The organism is Streptomyces sp. NPDC039462 (assembly GCF_055639375.1).
Genome location: NZ_JBVKAO010000001.1, coordinates 497164 through 513730, shown reverse-complemented (window position 1 = coordinate 513730; position 16567 = coordinate 497164). Strand labels below are relative to the sequence as shown.

The following is a 16567-nucleotide window of genomic DNA, read 5'->3' as shown; positions in this document are numbered from 1 at the left end:
CCTGAATCCCGCGCCGAGGGCCCGCCGACGCCCTACCGCTGATACCTCTTGAGGACCAGATTGCCGTCCTCGACGAGCCGTTTCCTGAGCTCGTCGAGGTCGATCGCCCCGCTGTAGTACTCCTGGAGCGCGGGCGTCGCGACCTTGTCCTTCCACTCCGGGTAGCCCCGCACCGTCTGCGCGGGGGCCGGGCGCAGGTCCTCGGCGAGGGCGGTGCCCGCGGCCCAGTCGTCCTTCTCGGTGCGCAGGGCGGGGTCCTTCAGCGCCTCCTTGCCGGTCGGCAGCATCCAGTCGCCGCGCGCGAGCTTCACCATGTTGTCCGGCTGGAGGAAGAAGTCGATGAACTCGGCCGCCTCCTTCTTGTGCGGGCTGTCCTCGGAGACGGACAGGGTCTGCGGGCTGACGCCCTGTGCGAGCCCCTCCTCGCCCGCCGGGGCGGGCAGCACCTGCCAGTCGAAGCCCTCGGGCGCCTGCTGGACGATCTGCTGGCGGTACGAGAAGCCGAGCGGGACCATCGCGTACTTGCCGCCGAAGAAGCCGGGCAGCGTGTCGGAGCCGCCCATGCCGAGGGTCGTGGCCGACGCGCTCTTGTCCTCGTTGACCTGGTCGTGGACCGTGCGCGGCATGATCGCGTCGGCCGCGCCGAAGCGGACGTCGACCTTGCCGTCCACCCCTCGGTGGAACATCTTCCCGCCGGTGGACAGCGAGAGGTTGAGCGTCGCGGAGACCGGCTCCTTGAGCGGCCAGGCGACGCCGTACTTCCCGTCCGTGCCGTCGCCCAGCTCCTTCGTGACCTTCCGGAACTCCGCCCAGCTCCACGGCTTCTCGGGCGTCGGGATCCGTACGCCCGACTTCTTGAGCCACTTCGCGTTGGCGATCAGGACGCGCGGCTCCTGGAGGAACGGCACGCCGTAGACCTTGCCCCGGAAGGTCGTCGTCTCCCAGCTGCGCCGCGGGATGTCGGACTTGAGGCGCTCGGGGAGCAGGTCGCCGATATCCGCGAGATATCCGCCGTACGCGAAGTCGGCGAGGTCGTCCGACGCGTCATGGATGATGTCCGGCGCCTCGCCGCCCTCGAAGGAGGTGAGCAGCTGGTCGTGGACGCTGTCCCAACTGCCCTGGACGTACTCGACCTTGACGTCCGGGTGAGTGGCGTTCCACTCGGCGACGAGCGCCTTGTTCGCGTCGACGGACTCCTTCTGCCAGGCGAGCGACTGGAACTGGAGAGTGATCTTCCCGTCGTCGTCGCCGGAGTCGCCGCTGCAGCCGGTGAGCAGCAGCGCGAGGGCCGTGGCGGTGGCGGCCAGCAGGCGTGGGGCCGTGCGCGGGGGCGTCATGCCTTCACCGCCCCGGCCAGCATGCCGCCCGTGATCCGCTTCTGGATGATGGCGAAGATGACCAGCGAGGGGATGGTCGCGAGGAACGCCGCCGCGGCGAGCGGCCCGAGGTCGGCGACGCCCTCCGAGCCGATGAAGCGGTTGAGGATGACCGGCAAGGTCTGCTTCTCCGGGGTCTTGAGCAGGACGAGGGCGAAGAAGAACTCGTTCCACGCGGTGATGAAGGCGAACATCGCCGTGGCCACGATGCCGGGCGCGAGCAGCGGCGCGACGACCGACACGAACGTCCGCACCCGGCTCGCGCCGTCCACCGCCGCGGCCTCCTCCAGCTCGGCGGGGACCGCGCGGACGTACCCGACGAGCATCCACAGCGCGAACGGCAGCGACCACACCACGTACACCATGATCAGACCGACCAGCGAGTTGATCAGGTGGAGATTCTTCAGGATCAGGAACAGCGGGATGATGACCAGGACGAACGGGAACGCCTGGCTGATCACCACCCAGCCGGTGGCCGCCTTCGCGAGGCGGCTGCGGTGCCTGGCCATGACGTAGGCCATCGGGGTCGCGATGACGACCGCGATCAGGGCCGCGCTGAGCGCCGCGATCAGGGAGTTGCCCGCGGCCCGCAGGAGCGGCTGCTCGTCGAAGGCCTGCCGGAAGTTCTCCAGGGTCGGATCCTTCGGGATCCAGGTGGGGTGCAGGCTGCCGAGCTCCCGGGCGGGCTTGAAGGCCGTGGAGATCAGCCAGAGGAACGGGAAGGCGAGGAAGACCAGATAGGCGGCGAGTGCCACGTACTGCGCGGCGCGCGTCGACTTCTTCGTACGCATCATGCCTCGTCGCCTCCCTTCAGGCGGCCGACGAGGTAGCAGGCGAGGATCACGGAGATCACCGCGACCATCACGCAGCCCATGGCGGCGGCGTAGCCGAACTGGCCGTAGCGGAAGGCTTCTTCGTAGGCGAAGAGCATGGGCAGGCGGGTGCGGCCGCCGGGGCCGCCCTGGGTGAGGACGTAGACCAGGGCGAACGAATTGAAGTTCCAGATGAAGTTGAGCGCCGTGATGGCGAGGGCGATCGGCTTGATCGCGGGCCAGGTGACGGTGCGGAAACGGCGCCAGGCGCCCGCGCCGTCCATCGCGGCCGCCTCGTGCAGCTCCCGCGGGGTGTTCTGCAGTCCGGCGAGCAGTGCGACGGTGGTCTGCGGCATGCCCGCCCAGATGCCGACGACGATCACGGCAAGGAGCGCGGTGGCCGTGCCGGTCAGCCAGTCCTTGCCCTCCCCCAGGCCGACATTGGAGAGCGTTTCGTTGAGCACGCCGGCGTCCGGGTGGTAGACGAGCCGCCACATGATGCCGACGACCACCTCGGGCATCGCCCACGGAATGATCGCGAGGGCCCGCGCCAGCCAGCGCATCCGCAGCGGCTGGTTGAGCAGGAGGGCGAGGCCGAGGGCGAGGAAGAACTGCGGCACGGTGACGCCGAAGGCCCACAGCAGGCCGATCCTGAACGAGTCCCAGAACAGCGTGTCGTGCAGCAGGTCCTGGAAGTTGAGCGCGCCGATCCACTGGGTGGGTTCGGTGCGGCCCGACTGGGAGTCGGTGAAGGCCAGCGCGATGCCGTAGAGCAGCGGGCCGACGCTGAGGACGAGGATCGGGATCAGCGCGGGCAGCACGAGGAACCACGCGCCGTGGTCCGCGGCCCCTCGTCCCGGCGCGCCTCTCGCTGACCGCTTCGTCGCGGTCGCCAATGTCACGGAATCGGCTCCTTCGGGCGGCTGATGCGGGTCCGGCCGCCCCGGCGGCCCCCGTCATCGTGCTGATGTGATCTTGATACGTCAAGCAGCTGCGCGCCCTCGCACACCGGTTGGCCTGTGCGAATGCGAGACTGTCGGGCGAACGGGGCAACGGGTGCGGGAGGCACGGGATGGACGAGGCGCGGGCACGGGACGTACTGGACGCGGCACAGCTGCCGGTTCCGGTGAGCGGGGCCCGGCTGCTCGCGCTCGGCGAGAACGCGGTGTTCGCCGTGGGCGAGCTGGTCGCCAAGGTCGGCCGCGCCGCCCCCGAACTCCTCACGAGGGCGCGGCGCGAGCTGGCCGTCGCCGCGTGGCTGGAGAAGGCCGGTGTCCCCGCCGTGCGGGCCGCCGAGACCGAGGCGCGCCTGGTGGACGGCCATCCGGTGACGCTCTGGCACCGCCTCCCCGAGGCGGTGCGCCCCGCGGAGCCGCGTGATCTGGCGGCGCTCATCCGTCGCGTGCACGAACTGGACTCCCCCTCCTTCGAGCTCCCGCGCCGCGAACTGCTCGGCGGTGTGGAGCGGTGGCTGCGGCTCGCCGGTGACGCGATCGACCCGGCCGACGCGGACTATCTGCGCGAGCGCAGGGACGGGTTCGCCGTCGCCGCGGCGGCGCTGACCCCGCATCTCACGCCGGGGCCCGTCCACGGCGACGCGCTGCCCCGCAATGTCCTGGTCGGTCCCGGTGGGCCGGTGCTCGTGGATCTGGAGACGTTCTCCTCGGATCTGCGGGAGCACGATCTGGTCGTCATGGCGCTCTCCCGCGATCGGTACGGGCTCTCGCCGGAGGCCTACGACGGGTTCGTCTCCGTCTACGGCTGGGACGTGCGGGAGTGGGAGGGGTGCGCCGTGCTGCGCGGCGCCCGGGAGACGGCCAGCTGCGCGTGGGTCGCGCAGCACGCGCCCGCCAATCCGAAGGCGCTCGTCGAGTTCCGCCGGCGGGTGGCGTCCCTTCGGGACGGCGACGCGGCCGTCCGCTGGTACCCCTTCTGAGGGCCCGACCCCCTTCGAGGGCCTAGCCCTCGACCCTCAGCGGCCACACCCCGTCCACCACCGCGTCCGGATTGCCCTTCTTGCGCAGGAAGTTCTGGAAGTCCGCCGCCCATTCCGCGTACCACTCGATCTGGCGGCGGTGCAGCTCCGCCGGGCCGAGGGACGCGACCTTCGGGTGGCGGTCGGCTATCGCGCAGGCGAGGCGCGCCGCTGCCTGGGCGTCGGCCGCGGCGTCGTGGGCGGCCTCAAGGAGCACGCCGTACTCCGTGCAGACCGCTTCCAGGTTCCGCTTGCCTCTGCGGTACCGGTCCACGGAACGGTCAATGGTGTACGGATCGATCACCGGACCCGGGTCCATGCCGCCGAGGCGGTCGCGCAGAGACGGCAGGCCGTACCTCCGGAGCTCGGCGGAGAGCAGGGTCAGGTCGAAGACCGCGTTGTACGCCACGACCGGGACGCCCGACTGCCAGTACGAGGTGAGGACGCCGGCGAGCGCGTCCGCGACCTCGTCGGCGGGCCTGCCCTCGGCCGTCGCACGCTCGTCCGTGATGCCGTGCACGGCCACCGCCCCGGCGGGAATCGGGATCCCCGGGTCCGCGAGCCAGGTGCGACGCCCCAGCGTCTCGCCGGCCTTGACCTCGATGACGGCGCCGGTGACGATGCGCGCCTCGCTCGGGTCCGTCCCCGTCGTCTCCAGGTCGAAACCGATCAGCAGCTCCTGGTGCCAGCCCATGGCCGCCCCCTATCTTTGTGGTGCTTTCCCCCAGTGACCACCACGATCCCATGCGCCACTGACAATCCGAGGACCGCATTCCGCTTCTGCCCGGCCGAGGCGGCGCCGGGAGGGCGCGGAGACGGTCAGGACACCGGCCGCGAGTCCGCCCACGCCAACTCGAACTCCTCGCGGTATGTAGTGAAAAGCCCGCTCTCGCCCGGATCGCCCGACTTCACCACCCGGCTGCCGCCCCGCAGCACCAGGACCGGCGCCTCCATCCCACGGGTCCTGCGCAGATACGACTGGACGACGGCGATGCCGTCCGCGCCGTCCCCGTCGACCAGGTACGCGGTGAAGCGGGGCGTCTCGTCGAAGACCTGGATCTCGAAGGCGCCCGGGTCCCGCAGGCGCGCCCTGACCCGGCGCATGTGCAGGATGTTCATCTCGACGGAACGGCTCAACTCACCCTTCTTGATGCCCAGTTCGCGCTCCCTGCGCTTGACCGAGCTGCTCGCCGGGTTGAGGAAGAGCAGCCGCACCCGGCAGCCCGACTCGGCGAGCCTGACCAGGCGGCGCCCGGAGAAGTTCTGCACGAGGAGGTTGAGGCCGATGCCGATCGCGTCGAGGCGGCGGGCGCCGCCGAAGATGTCCTCGGCGGGGAACTGCCGCAGGAGCCGCACCCGGTCGCCGTAGACGCCCACCACGTCCGCGTACCGGTCGCCGACGAGGTCCTCGACGGCGTCGACGGGCAGGCGGCGCGCGGAGGGCGTGTCGGTGCCCGAGCCGAGTATGTCCAGGAGTCTGGCCGAGGCGCGCTCCGCCTGCGCGAGGACCGCCTCGGAGAGGGCGCGGTTGCGGGAGACGACGTTCCGGGTGACCTCCAGCTCGTCGAGGGCCAGCTCGACGTCGCGCCGGTCGTCGAGGTACGGCTCGAAGCAGGGCCAGTGCTGCACCATCAGCTCGCGCAGCTGCGGCAGAGTGAGGAAGCTGAGGACGTTGTCGTCGGCCGGGTCGAGCAGATAGCCCTTGCGGCGGCTCACCTCGCGCACGGCGACGGCCCGCTGGACCCACTCCTGCCCGGCGGGGCCCGCCGCGGCGACGACCCAGTCGTCGGCGTGGACGGGTTCGTAGACGGGACGCAGAACAGCGGCCACGACCGCGCGCAGCCGCTGCTCCACCAGATTCAGCCAGATGTAGGCCCGCCCGGCGCGCTGGGCGCGCGTACGGACCTCGCGCCAGGCGTCGGCGTCCCAGTCCAGTTCGGGTCCGATCTGAGATCCCGTCTCCATCGGCCGAGCCAGGGACACCGCTCCAGCGGGTACGTCCGCGGAGCTCCCCTCGTGACCCTCGTCACCAGGGGGCAGCCCCCGACCACCCGAGCTCACCCGCGCACCGCCTTCCGCTCCCGGACTCTCCCCCGGTCAACGATCAAGGAAGGGTACTCCGGGAGCGGCAGGAGGTGCAGCCCGATGGGCAGGGTGGTTTCTCAACCACCGATCGGCGGCTGGCCGTTCTGGTTCGCGAGGTCCTGCGGAGTGAGCGGGCTCATGGCGGTGACGTCGCGCGCGGCCAGCGAGAAGCCCTGCCAGTGGACCGGCATGGGCTGCTGGTCCTCGTCACGCGCGATGTGGTGGTAGCCGATGTGCACCCAGGAGATCGGGTGGTCCATGGTCTGGCCGTTCACCCACTTGTCGACGCTGTCCGGGGTGCCGTTGGGGCAGCCCGGGTTGTTGCTCGCGTACTGCTCGCACTTCTTGTACTGGGTGAAGTACACGTCGTGCTTGGTGAAGGGCCGCCCGGCGTGCTTGGTGCTGGGTCCGGGGACGAACTCGTACGACCGCGGGTGGCCGTCCTTGTTCTTGCCGGCCCCGCTGACCACGCGCCACCAGCGCATGTCCTTGCGGTCGCCCGCGATCTCCTTGGTGACCTTGGTGCGGGTGGTCTTCGTGGTCGGGCTGCCGTTGCCGGTGGGCGGGGTGACCTTGGAGTCGTACTGCTCGACCTTGGCCTTCGGGGAGCCGTCCAGGCCGAAGTTGAGCCGCCAGAAGACGTTGTGGGCGTGGCTCTCCGCCTTGGCCTGCTGGCCCTTGCCGATGGGCCAGCCGCGGTCGTCGCCGCCGTCGTAGTCGTACGGCGAGAGGCTGCCGGTGGCGCCCACGTTGGACGTGATGGTGCCGTCCGAGGAGAACCGCCACTCGGTTATGTACTCGTACCAGGAGGCCTTGTTCACGGTGTAGACGAGCAGGTCCTTGGCCTGGGCGGAGTAGACCTTGCCGGTGCCGCCGGTGCTCGCGTCGTCGTTGAGGCGGTACGCGTGCCCACGCGCGCGCGTGGTGGTGCACAGGCCCTTGACGTTGCCGCGGTTCGGGACCTTGACGGTCTTGATGGTGCCGCCGGGGCATTCACCGGTGTTGAGGTTCTGCAGGGCCTGGCCGAAGTCGGTGCCGGTGACGTCGTCGTACTCGGCCTGGCCGTCGTCGTAGGGGACGTGCACCTGGGCGAGCCGGGCGCTGGTCAGGACGGGGATCGGCTTGGGCTCGCCCTTCGGCTGGTAGCTGATCTTGTCGAGGATCAGGCCGGAGAGCGAGTTGTAGTGCCAGCACATGCGCCAGGTCGTGCCGCCGTCGACGGTCTGCTCGATCTTGTAGGCGTCGCTGCAGTCGGCCGGGGGCGCGGGGGCCTTGGCGGGAGTCTTGGCCGGGGCCGCCGACGCGGGGGCGGCGACGGTGACGGCGCCGCCGAGGAGCGCGGAGACCGCGAGGGCCATCGTGGCCCCCTTGCGGGCGCGCGAAAGTCTGTTGACGTGCATGGTGGAGTGAACTCCCTCGTACGAGGAGAAGTTGGTGTGTGGTCTCGTGCGCGGGCGCGCGGGTCAGCCGAGGCGGCCCACGGTGCGGGTGCTCAGGTCGACGACGAGGGCCCGGGTGTCGATCCACGGACCGTTCTTGACCTTGGTGACGACCTGGAGGCACCGGTGCTTGCCGCACTCGGTGAGGTCGGACGGCACGCGCTTCACGGTCTCCTTGCGGAAGACCATGCCGCTCAGCTGGAGCTGCTGCGGGCCGGTCAGAGCCTTGCCCGTGGCGTGCTTGAAGTCCTTCTTCAGGCCCTTGCCGAGCGGGTCGGCGATCAGCAGCCGGGCGCCCTCGGCGAGCTCTTCCTGGCTCGGCGGCGGCTGGACGTTCCGCGTGGTGACCGTGTCCTCGACCTTGCCGGTCTCCACATTGACCGTCTTGGTGATGACGGCGTCCTGCTTGTAGTCGTAGTAGACGACCTCGGCGCGGCGCGGCGCGTTGCCGGTGTCGGCCGGGTCCGGCTCGCTGAGGTTGGTGGACAGCAGCTGCGGGCCGCGGTCCCCCTCGACGTCCCGGGCGCTGGAGCGCAACTGGCCGGAGGCCGAGGCCTTCTCGGCGCGCTCCATCTCCTCGTCGGTCAGCGGGTCGCTGCCGATGCCCTTCGCGCCCTCCTCGGGCGCGGCCTCCACGACGCCGTCCTTGGCGATGGCGTCCTGCTTCGCCGCTGCCGCGTTGGCCTGGCGGTCCCCCGACCCACCTGCCTCCGAGCCCGGCATGTTGACGCCCACCAGCACGGCCGTGGCGGTCGCCGCGACCGCCGCACCCGCCACCACCTTCCCGAGGTGGCGTCTGACTATCTCTCGCACTACTCCCCCTACTCCCCTGGCGCCCCATTCGTGGGCAAGCCGAGTATGTGGTCAGACGGTTAGACGGGTACAACTCCTGGGTGGTTGCCCCACTTTCCGGGCGACTGTGGCCGAAGTGGCCCCATCTTGCGGGGGCGTGAGTGGAAGAGTCGTATTCATGCAGGTCTGGCCTGGGCAGGCGTATCCCTTAGGTGCCACATATGACGGAGCCGGCACGAATTTCGCGGTCTTCTCCGAGGCCGCAGAGCGCGTGGAGCTGTGTCTGCTGCACGACGACGGCTCGGAGACAGCCGTAGAGCTGCGCGAGTCCGACGCCTTCGTGCGGCACGCGTACCTGCCCGGCATCATGCCGGGACAGCGCTACGGCTTCCGGGCGCACGGCCCCTACGCACCGGAGCAGGGGCACCGCTGCAACTCCGCGAAGCTGCTGCTCGATCCCTACGCCCGCGCGGTGAGCGGGCGCGTCGAGTGGGGCGAGGAGGTGTACGGCTACCACTTCGACGAACCGGACGAGCGCAACGACCTCGACTCGGCGCCGCACATGATGACGTCGGTCGTGGTGAACCCGTACTTCGACTGGGGCGACGACCGCCCGCCGCGCACCCCGTACCACGAGACGGTGCTCTACGAGGCCCATGTGAAGGGCCTGACGATGCTGCACCCAGACCTTCCGGAGGAGCTCCGGGGGTCGTACGCGGCGCTCGGGCATCCGGCGATCATCGAGCACCTCACCGGTCTCGGCGTCACCGCGCTGGAGCTGATGCCGGTCCACCAGTTCGTGAACGACCACCGTCTGGTGGACATGGGCCTGAACAACTACTGGGGCTACAACACCATCGGCTTCTTCGCCCCGCACAACGCGTACGCCTCGTGGGGCGACCGCGGCGAGCAGGTCCTGGAGTTCAAGCAGGCCGTGAAGGCGCTGCACGAGGCGGGCATCGAGGTGATCCTCGACGTCGTCTACAACCACACGGCCGAGGGCAACCACCTGGGCCCGACACTCTCCTTCAAGGGGCTCGACAACGCCTCGTACTACCGCCTGATGGACGATCCCCGCTACTACATGGACACCACGGGGACCGGCAACTCGCTCCTGATGCGCTCGCCGCACGTGCTGCAAATGATCATGGATTCGCTGCGGCACTGGGTCACGGACATGCATGTGGACGGGTTCCGCTTCGATCTCGCGGCGACGCTCGCCCGGCAGTTCCACGAGGTGGACCGGCTCTCGTCCTTCTTCGACCTCGTGCAGCAGGATCCGGTGGTCAGCCAGGTGAAGCTGATCGCCGAGCCCTGGGACGTCGGCGAGGGCGGCTATCAAGTGGGCAACTTCCCGCCCCTATGGACCGAGTGGAACGGCATGTACCGCGACACGGTGCGCGACCTGTGGCGCGGCGAGCCGCGGGCCCTCGCGGAGTTCGCCTCCCGGCTGACCGGCTCGTCCGACCTCTACCAGGACGACGGGCGGCGTCCGCTGGCGTCGATCAACTTCACCACCTGCCACGACGGCTTCACGCTGCACGACCTCGTCTCGTACAACGACAAGCACAACGAGGCCAACGGCGAGGACAACCAGGACGGCGAGAGCCACAACCGGTCCTGGAACTGCGGCGCCGAGGGCGAGACGGACGATCCGGACGTCCTGGCGCTGCGCGCCCGGCAGATGCGGAACTTCACCGCCACCCTGATGCTCTCGCAGGGCGTGCCGATGCTCAGCCACGGCGACGAGTTCGCGCGCACGCAGGGCGGCAACAACAACGCCTACTGCCAGGACAGCGAACTGGCGTGGGTGCACTGGCCGGACGGCGAGAACTCGCTGCTCGCCTTCACCCGCACGATGGCGATGCTCCGGCGCGACCACCCGGTCTTCCGGCGGCGCCGGTTCTTCCACGGCCGGCCCGTCCAGGGCACGCACGACGAGCTGTCGGACATCGCCTGGTTCACCCCGGAGGGTGAGGAGATGGAGGAACAGGACTGGGAGGCCTCGCACGCCAGGGCGCTGAGCGTGTTCCTGAACGGCAACGCCATCTCGGAGCCGGGGCCGCGCGGCGAGCGGATCTCCGACGACTCGTTCCTGCTGATGTTCAACGCGTCCCCCGAGCCGATCGAGTTCGTGGTGCCGGTCAACCACGGCCGCCAGTGGCAGCTCGTGATCGACACGGCGCACGAGGACGGGGTGCCGCCGGAGCCGGGGCCGAAGGTGCGGGCCGGCAACCGGCTCACGCTGGCCGACCGGAGCCTCACGGTGCTGCAGCGTCCGGCGTGACGCCGGCGCGGGGCGGCTGGTGGCGGTGGGGTTCCTGACGGGCCGGATCGACCTGGTCGGGGCGGTGGGGTTCGTGACGGGCGATCAGGGCGATCACGAACGCCACCGCCGCGGCCGCGCTGCCGAGGGCGAACGCGGCCCCCGCGCCGTGCGACTCCGCGAGCCGCCCGGCCACCGCGAGCGTCACCGCCTGGCCGCCGACGAAGGCGCTCGCCGCGAAGGTCATGCCCTCGGCGAGCCGCTGCGGCGGCACGGCGCGCTCGGTGAGCGCGAAGCCGGTGATGAGGTTCGGGGCATAGATCGCGCCGAAGAAAGTGACCACTATGTAGAGGCCCGCCAGGCTGTCGGTCCACACCAGGGGCAGTGAAAGGAGTGCCGCGGCCGCCGTCGCCACGCGCCACCGGGCGATCAGCCCGAAGCGCTCCGGCAGCGCGGCCATGGAGAGCCCCACCACCGCGCTCATCACGCCCATCGCCGCGTACACGAGCCCGGCCTGCCCGGGCCGGCCCAGCTCCTCGGTCAGCGCGGTGATGCCCGCGCCGCAGGCGCCGAGCAGCACACCGAGGAAGAGGAGCCCGACCCGCACCACGTACACCGAGCGGGGCAGCGGCGGGCGTTCGCCACGCGCGCGTGCCGGTCCGGCGGTGTCCGCCTTGGGAGTACGTCCCGTGGGGTGCAGCGCGAAGGCCGTGCCGCAGACGGCGACCAGCAGCGCGGCCGCCCCGAAGGCGTACGCCGGGTGGCCCGCCACGGCCGCGAGGCCCACGAGGGCGGGGCCGAGCACGAAGGAGAGCTCGTCCATGGTGCTCTCCAGGGAGAGCACGGTGCTCGCCAGCCGGTCGTCGCCGCCCTTGGCACGCACCAGCGGGACGACGCGGGCCCTGGCCAGCGGCCCGATCCCCGGGATCGTCGCGCCCGCAAGGGCGCCCAGGACGACGAGACCGGGCGTGGGCAGGTCCGCGAGGGCACCCAGGGTGTACGCCGCGATCGCCACGGCGTTGACGAGCGAGAGGACGAGCACCACGGCGCGCTGCCCGTGCCGGTCCGCGAGCCGCCCGACGAACGGCCCCAGGGACACCTGGCCGAGCGCGAGGGCACAGGCGACGATCCCGCCGGTGGCCAGCGACCCGCTGGTCTCGGTCACCAGCAGCACGCTGCCGAACTGGATCATCGCCACGGGGAGTCTGCCGAGGAACGACACGACGGGGAGCGCCGCCCCCGTCATCCGGATCACCGTGCGGTACGCGTCGCGGGTGTTCTGAGCCATCGTCCGACGCTAACGACGCCGTAGGGCGGACACGCATGAGTCGATGACACGAAAGCCTCCAGACCGGGTACGTACGTTCGCATGACGCGCATGACACCGGAGCGGCCCGGCTCCGCGGTACCACCGCCGCCCACCGCCACGTACCGGCTCCAGCTGCAGCCGGACTTTCCCTTCGCGGCCGCCGAGGCGGCCGTCCCCCATCTGGCCTCGCTCGGTGTCTCGCATCTGCACCTGTCACCGGTGCTCGAGGCGGTCCCCGGATCGACGCACGGCTACGACGTGGTGGACCACGCGCGCGTGCGGGACGAGCTGGGCGGCGAGGAGGGGCTGCGGTCCCTGTCCCGCACCGCCCGGCAGTCCGGGCTGGGCCTGGTCGTGGACATCGTGCCGAACCACATGGCGGCGGTCCCGCGGCACAACCACGCGCTGTGGGAGGTGCTGCGCGAGGGCCCGGAGTCGCCGTACGCGCGCTGGTTCGACATCGACTGGGACGCGGGCGGCGGGCGCGTCCTGCTGCCCTTCCTCGGCGGCCGGCTCGGGGACGAGCTCGGACAGCTGCGGGTCGACGGGGCCGTGCTGCGCTACCACGAACACGCGTTCCCCATTCGGGAGGGCACCGCGGAGCTGCCGCTGCCGGAGCTCCTGGACGCCCAGTGGTACCGCCTGTCGTGGTGGCGGCTCGCCCGCACGGAGCTCAACTACCGCCGCTTCTTCACCATCTCCGATCTCATCGGCGTGCGCGTCGAGGACCCGGACGTCTTCGACGCGACGCACGGGAAGATCCTCCAGCTGCTCCGCGAGGGCGTCGTCGAAGGCCTGCGGATCGACCATCCGGACGGCCTGGCGGACCCGGGAACGTACCTCCAGAGGCTGCACGAGGCGACCGGCGGGCGGTGGACGGTCGTCGAGAAGATCCTCGCCGACGGCGAGCGCCTGCCCGCCGCCTGGCCGGTGGCCGGCACCACCGGCTACGACGCGCTGCGGCACATCGACGGCGTCCTCACCGACCCGGCGGGCGCCGGCGAACTCCTCGGCCAGTACCGCCGCTTCGCCGCGCCGCCCGCCGACCGGGGCGGCGACTGGGACGCGACGGTGCGCAGGGCCGCGTACAAGGTCGTCACGCGCGAGCTGGCGGCCGAGGTCGACCGGCTCACGCGCGCGGCGGGCGCCATCTGCGCGGCCGTCCCCGCGCTGCGCGACCACGCGCCGTGGATGCTGCGCACCGCGCTGCGGGAGCTGCTGGTGCGGCTGCCCGTCTACCGGCCGTACGCCTCCGGGGGCGACGCGCCCGAGACGGTGCTCACCGCACGCGCCGCCGAGGAGGCCAGGGCGGCCTTCAGCGTGCCCGAGGAGGCCCGGACGGTCGATGTCGTACGGGACCTGGCGCTGGGGCGGCTGCGGGCGGCAGAAGCGCGCTCAGAGGGCCCGGGGTCCGCCATGGCTCCGGATCCTGACGTCCTGTCGGCCGTGGAGGAGTTCCGGGCGCGGTTCGCGCAGACCGCGTCGGCGCTGCGCGCCAAGGCCGTCGAGGACACCGCGTTCTACCGGCACGCGCCGCTCCTCTCGGCGGCGGAGGTGGGCGGGGCGCCCGAGCGGCCCGCGGTGCCGGTGGAGGAGTTCCACGCGTACTGCGCGCGCGTGCAGCGCGACTGGCCCTACTCAGGCACTGTCCTGACGACCCACGACACCAAGCGGAGCGCCGACGTCCGGGCCGGTATCTCCGTCCTGACCCAGTGCCCGGACCGGTGGGCCGACCTCCTCGTCGACGTCACCGAGCAGACCTCGCGCGTGGGCGGCACGTGCGCACCCGACCCCCAACTGGCCTGGGCCGCCTGGCAGACGGCGGTCGGCTTCGGCTTCCCCTACGACATGCGGCTGCAGAACGCCCTCCTGAAGCACGTGCGCGAGGCGGGGCTCCACACCAGCTGGACCGAGCCCAACGAGGCGTACGAGAAGGCCGTGGGCGCGTTCGTGGAGGCGGGGCCGTGCGGGCCGCCGCTGTACGCGGTGGCGGCCTTCGCGCGCGAGCTCGGCGACCACGTGCGGGCCAACGTCCTGGGGGCGGCGCTGCTGCACCTGACGATGCCCGGGGTGCCCGACCTCTACCAGGGCACGGAGGGCGAGTACCGCGCCCTGGTCGACCCGGACAACCGGCAGCCCGCCCGCTTCCAGCCGCACGTCCTGGAGCGGCTCGACGCCCAGCGGGAGCCGTGGGACCTGTCGGAGGAGAAGCTGGCCCTCACCGCGACGGCGCTGCGGCTGCGCGGGCGGCGGCCCGAGCTGTTCGGCGGCACGGGCACGTACGAGCCGCTGGCCGCCGAGGGGCCCGGCGCCGCGCACTGCCTGGCGTTCGTCCGCTCCGGAGAGGTCGTGGTGGCGGCGACGCGGCTGTCCCTGCGGCTCGCGGACGCGGGCGGCTGGCGGGAGACGGAGCTGGCGCTCCCGGCGGGCCGGTGGGCCGACCTGCTCGCTCCGGAGCGGGAGTTCGAGGGCCACGCGCGCGTGGCGGAGCTCTTCGCCGTGTCGCCGGTGGCGCTCCTGGAGCGGATCGCCGACGCGGGCGGCACCGAGGACGTGACTGAGGGCGTCAGCGAGGGCGTACGAGAAGAGTCCGCGGGCCGCGCGTCAGCAGCCCCCGGGGATCCGGTCTGAAGCCCGGCGCCCAGCGCAGTCCCGGCAGGGCGTCCAGCAGGGCGTGCAGGCCGTATCCGGCGGTGCGGGCCGCGAGCTCGGCGCCCGGGCAGGCGTGGCGGCCCGCGCCGAACGCGAGGCGGCCCGGGTCGGCGCGGCGGATGTCGTAGCGGTCGGGGTCGGCGAACCGCGCGGGGTCCCGGTTCGCGGCGCCGACCAGGCACGCCACGACGGCTCCCGCGGGCAGCGCGGTGCCGGCCACGACGACCGGGCGGACCGCACGGCGCAGCACGACGGGGGCGGGCGGGTCGCGGCGCAGGGACTCCGCCCAGGCGGCGGCTATCAGCTCGGGCCGCTCACGGACCAGGGCCAGCTGTGCCGGGTCGTCGAGGAGGTTGGCGAGGAACGAGGCGAGCCCGAGCGCGGTGGCCTCGCCCCCGGCGCCGAGGAGCGAGCCGACGAGGCCGGCCACGGTTCCGTCCGCGAGGGGCCGTCCGTCGACCTCGGCGGCGCAGAGCACGGAGAGCAGATCGTCGCCCGGCCGGGACCGCCGCCGCGCCAGGTGGGGGCGGAGCCGGGCGTCCAGTTCGTGGTGGCCGCCGCCGAGGTGGCCGAGGCCGTCGCGGCACCACCGCTGGACACGTGCGGTGTCCTCGTGGGGCAGGCCCAGCGCGGCCACGACCGCGGCCGTCGGCAGCCACCGGCAGAACTCGGCGACGAGGTCGGTCTCCTGGCGGGCGGCGATCCGGCGGGCCAGGACGTGGGCGGTGCGCGAGGCGCCCGCGGCCAGGGCGGCGACGGCGCGGCCCCGCAGCGCGGGTTCGACCAGGGCGCGGTGCGCGCGGTGCGTGGCGCCCTCCATGTGCGCGAGGGTGCGCCCCGGCGGCAGCGCGACGAGCTCGTCCCGCGCGAGGGCCTCGCACACGTCCCCGTACCGGCTCACCAGCCACGCGCCGAGAAACTCGTCCCGTGCCAGGGGGAAGCTCTCCCGCAGCACGCGGAACGCGGGGTACGGGTCGCGCGCGACGGCGGGTGACAGGAGACCCGGCGCCGGGCCGAGAGGCGTCACCGGCACTTCGACACGTGCGACGGCGGGGGTGGCCGCGGGTGGCGGATCCTCGGGCGGGACGGAGAGGCAGCGCACCGCGGGGCTCCCACCTGTGCGTCGGCGCGGCGAGCGGCCGCGCGGGTGTGTCCAAGACGACCACCGCGCGGCCCGCACCGCAGGCCTCGTACGCCCGTCCGGGTGATGCTGCCCTGTCAGTTCACCGCGAGCCGGAACGCCATCCGGCCGAAGCTCACGGAGTCGCCGTCGCGGACGACGGCCGCGCCGGTCACCCTGCGGCCGTTCACCGAAGTGCCGTTGGTGGAGCCGAGGTCGCGCAGCACCCACATGCCGCCCTGCCACCGCAGCTCGGCGTGGACCCGGGAGACCGTGTCGTGGCTGAGCCGCAGGCCGTTGGCCGGGTCGCGGCCGATCCGCAGCGGGTGGTGGCTGTCGGGCGACGGCAGGAGCAGCTTCGGCAGGCGCTCGGCCTCCCAGGCCCTGCGCAGCTTCATCGTGAACCCGGAGACGGCTTCCACACCACCGAGCACCATGCGCGACCAGCGGCCCTCGGTGCGCAGGTCGTCGGTGAGTGCGGCCAGCTCGTCGGGCCTGCGGGCGGCGAGCACGAGCTCCATGCGCCGCAGGAACGTGTCGTGCGAGAGCCTGCCGACGGCCGCGCCCTCCTTGAGTGCGTCCAGCGCCCGGTCGCGCTCGGCGTCCGTCACCCGCGCGGGGGCCGCCGGGAACGTGGAGAACTCGAAAGAGGATGTCACCAGGCAATTGTCGTGCACCCGCGCCCCGGGTGTCCAGAACGGGCGGACCGACGGCCGATCGTCCGCTTCCTCCCACGGCGCG

Annotated in this window: 13 protein-coding genes; 3 read left to right on the top strand and 10 right to left on the bottom strand. The window is 72.1% G+C overall.

Annotation, left to right across the window (positions count from 1 at the left end; translation table 11 throughout):
• Positions 1-32 precede the first annotated feature (32 nt).
• Genes ACZ7LU_RS02030 through ACZ7LU_RS02020 form a run of 3 tightly spaced genes read right to left on the bottom strand, consistent with a single transcriptional unit; the run spans position 33 to position 3090 of the window.
• Positions 33-1337: an ABC transporter substrate-binding protein gene (locus ACZ7LU_RS02030; RefSeq protein WP_471915380.1), complete on the bottom strand. Its 1305-nt coding sequence runs from the start codon at positions 1335-1337 to the stop codon at positions 33-35.
• Entirely contained in the window at positions 1334-2170 is an 837-nt protein-coding gene (locus ACZ7LU_RS02025) for a carbohydrate ABC transporter permease (RefSeq protein WP_398305943.1), read from the bottom strand. Before ACZ7LU_RS02025 ends, ACZ7LU_RS02030 begins: the two co-directional genes overlap by 4 nt.
• A complete protein-coding gene (locus ACZ7LU_RS02020; RefSeq protein ID WP_398305940.1) occupies positions 2167-3090 on the bottom strand; it encodes a carbohydrate ABC transporter permease in 924 nt (307 codons plus the stop codon). Before ACZ7LU_RS02020 ends, ACZ7LU_RS02025 begins: the two co-directional genes overlap by 4 nt.
• A 170-nt stretch (positions 3091-3260) precedes the next feature.
• On the opposite strand from ACZ7LU_RS02020, the gene ACZ7LU_RS02015 reads away from it, so the two are divergent.
• The gene (locus ACZ7LU_RS02015; protein WP_398305937.1) at positions 3261-4124 is read left to right on the top strand and encodes a phosphotransferase enzyme family protein; all 864 of its coding nucleotides are present in this window, start codon (positions 3261-3263) and stop codon (positions 4122-4124) included.
• A 22-nt stretch (positions 4125-4146) separates the two neighbouring features.
• Here the strand turns inward: ACZ7LU_RS02015 and ACZ7LU_RS02010 are convergent, their stop codons facing one another.
• The 4 genes from ACZ7LU_RS02010 to ACZ7LU_RS01995 form a co-directional block, all read right to left on the bottom strand.
• Positions 4147-4857, bottom strand: a complete 711-nt coding sequence (locus ACZ7LU_RS02010; RefSeq protein ID WP_398305934.1) for a 3'-5' exonuclease — start codon at positions 4855-4857, stop codon at positions 4147-4149.
• 125 nt (positions 4858-4982) lie between these two features.
• On the bottom strand, positions 4983-6224 hold the full coding sequence (locus ACZ7LU_RS02005) for an SAV2148 family HEPN domain-containing protein (RefSeq protein WP_398305931.1): 1242 nt from the start codon (positions 6222-6224) through the stop codon (positions 4983-4985).
• A 101-nt stretch (positions 6225-6325) separates the two neighbouring features.
• On the bottom strand, positions 6326-7648 hold the full coding sequence (locus ACZ7LU_RS02000) for a copper amine oxidase (protein ID WP_468311984.1): 1323 nt from the start codon (positions 7646-7648) through the stop codon (positions 6326-6328).
• A 63-nt stretch (positions 7649-7711) separates the two neighbouring features.
• The gene (locus ACZ7LU_RS01995; protein WP_468085342.1) at positions 7712-8500 is read right to left on the bottom strand and encodes a Tat pathway signal sequence domain protein; all 789 of its coding nucleotides are present in this window, start codon (positions 8498-8500) and stop codon (positions 7712-7714) included.
• 157 nt (positions 8501-8657) lie between these two features.
• On the opposite strand from ACZ7LU_RS01995, the gene glgX reads away from it, so the two are divergent.
• The gene (gene glgX / locus ACZ7LU_RS01990) at positions 8658-10766 is read left to right on the top strand and encodes a glycogen debranching protein GlgX (protein WP_471915379.1); all 2109 of its coding nucleotides are present in this window, start codon (positions 8658-8660) and stop codon (positions 10764-10766) included.
• Here the strand turns inward: glgX and ACZ7LU_RS01985 are convergent.
• Positions 10741-12033, bottom strand: a complete 1293-nt coding sequence (locus ACZ7LU_RS01985; RefSeq protein ID WP_471915378.1) for an MFS transporter — start codon at positions 12031-12033, stop codon at positions 10741-10743. The genes glgX and ACZ7LU_RS01985 overlap by 26 nt on opposite strands.
• A gap of 90 nt (positions 12034-12123) precedes the next feature.
• Here ACZ7LU_RS01985 and treY point away from each other — a divergent pair, with 90 nt between their 5' ends.
• Positions 12124-14685: a malto-oligosyltrehalose synthase gene (gene treY / locus ACZ7LU_RS01980; RefSeq protein ID WP_471916454.1), complete on the top strand. Its 2562-nt coding sequence runs from the start codon at positions 12124-12126 to the stop codon at positions 14683-14685.
• Here treY and ACZ7LU_RS01975 read toward each other — a convergent pair.
• Positions 14621-15808, bottom strand: coding sequence for a cytochrome P450 (locus ACZ7LU_RS01975; protein ID WP_471915377.1), 1188 nt, complete (start codon positions 15806-15808; stop codon positions 14621-14623). The genes treY and ACZ7LU_RS01975 overlap by 65 nt on opposite strands.
• A gap of 116 nt (positions 15809-15924) precedes the next feature.
• On the bottom strand, positions 15925-16485 hold the full coding sequence (locus ACZ7LU_RS01970) for an FHA domain-containing protein (protein WP_398305913.1): 561 nt from the start codon (positions 16483-16485) through the stop codon (positions 15925-15927).
• Positions 16486-16567 lie beyond the last annotated feature (82 nt).

Excerpts from the sequence above, each read along its gene's own strand:
- ACZ7LU_RS02030 (WP_471915380.1), bottom strand. The coding sequence starts at position 1,337 with ATGACGCCCCCGCGCACGGCCCCACGCCTGCTGGCCGCCACCGCCACG.
- ACZ7LU_RS02015 (WP_398305937.1), top strand. The coding sequence starts at position 3,261 with ATGGACGAGGCGCGGGCACGGGACGTACTGGACGCGGCACAGCTGCCG.
- ACZ7LU_RS01985 (WP_471915378.1), bottom strand. The coding sequence starts at position 12,033 with ATGGCTCAGAACACCCGCGACGCGTACCGCACGGTGATCCGGATGACG.
- ACZ7LU_RS02010 (WP_398305934.1), bottom strand. The coding sequence starts at position 4,857 with ATGGGCTGGCACCAGGAGCTGCTGATCGGTTTCGACCTGGAGACGACG.
- ACZ7LU_RS02000 (WP_468311984.1), bottom strand. The coding sequence starts at position 7,648 with ATGCACGTCAACAGACTTTCGCGCGCCCGCAAGGGGGCCACGATGGCC.
- glgX (WP_471915379.1), top strand. The coding sequence starts at position 8,658 with ATGCAGGTCTGGCCTGGGCAGGCGTATCCCTTAGGTGCCACATATGAC.
- treY (WP_471916454.1), top strand. The coding sequence starts at position 12,124 with ATGACACCGGAGCGGCCCGGCTCCGCGGTACCACCGCCGCCCACCGCC.
- ACZ7LU_RS02025 (WP_398305943.1), bottom strand. The coding sequence starts at position 2,170 with ATGATGCGTACGAAGAAGTCGACGCGCGCCGCGCAGTACGTGGCACTC.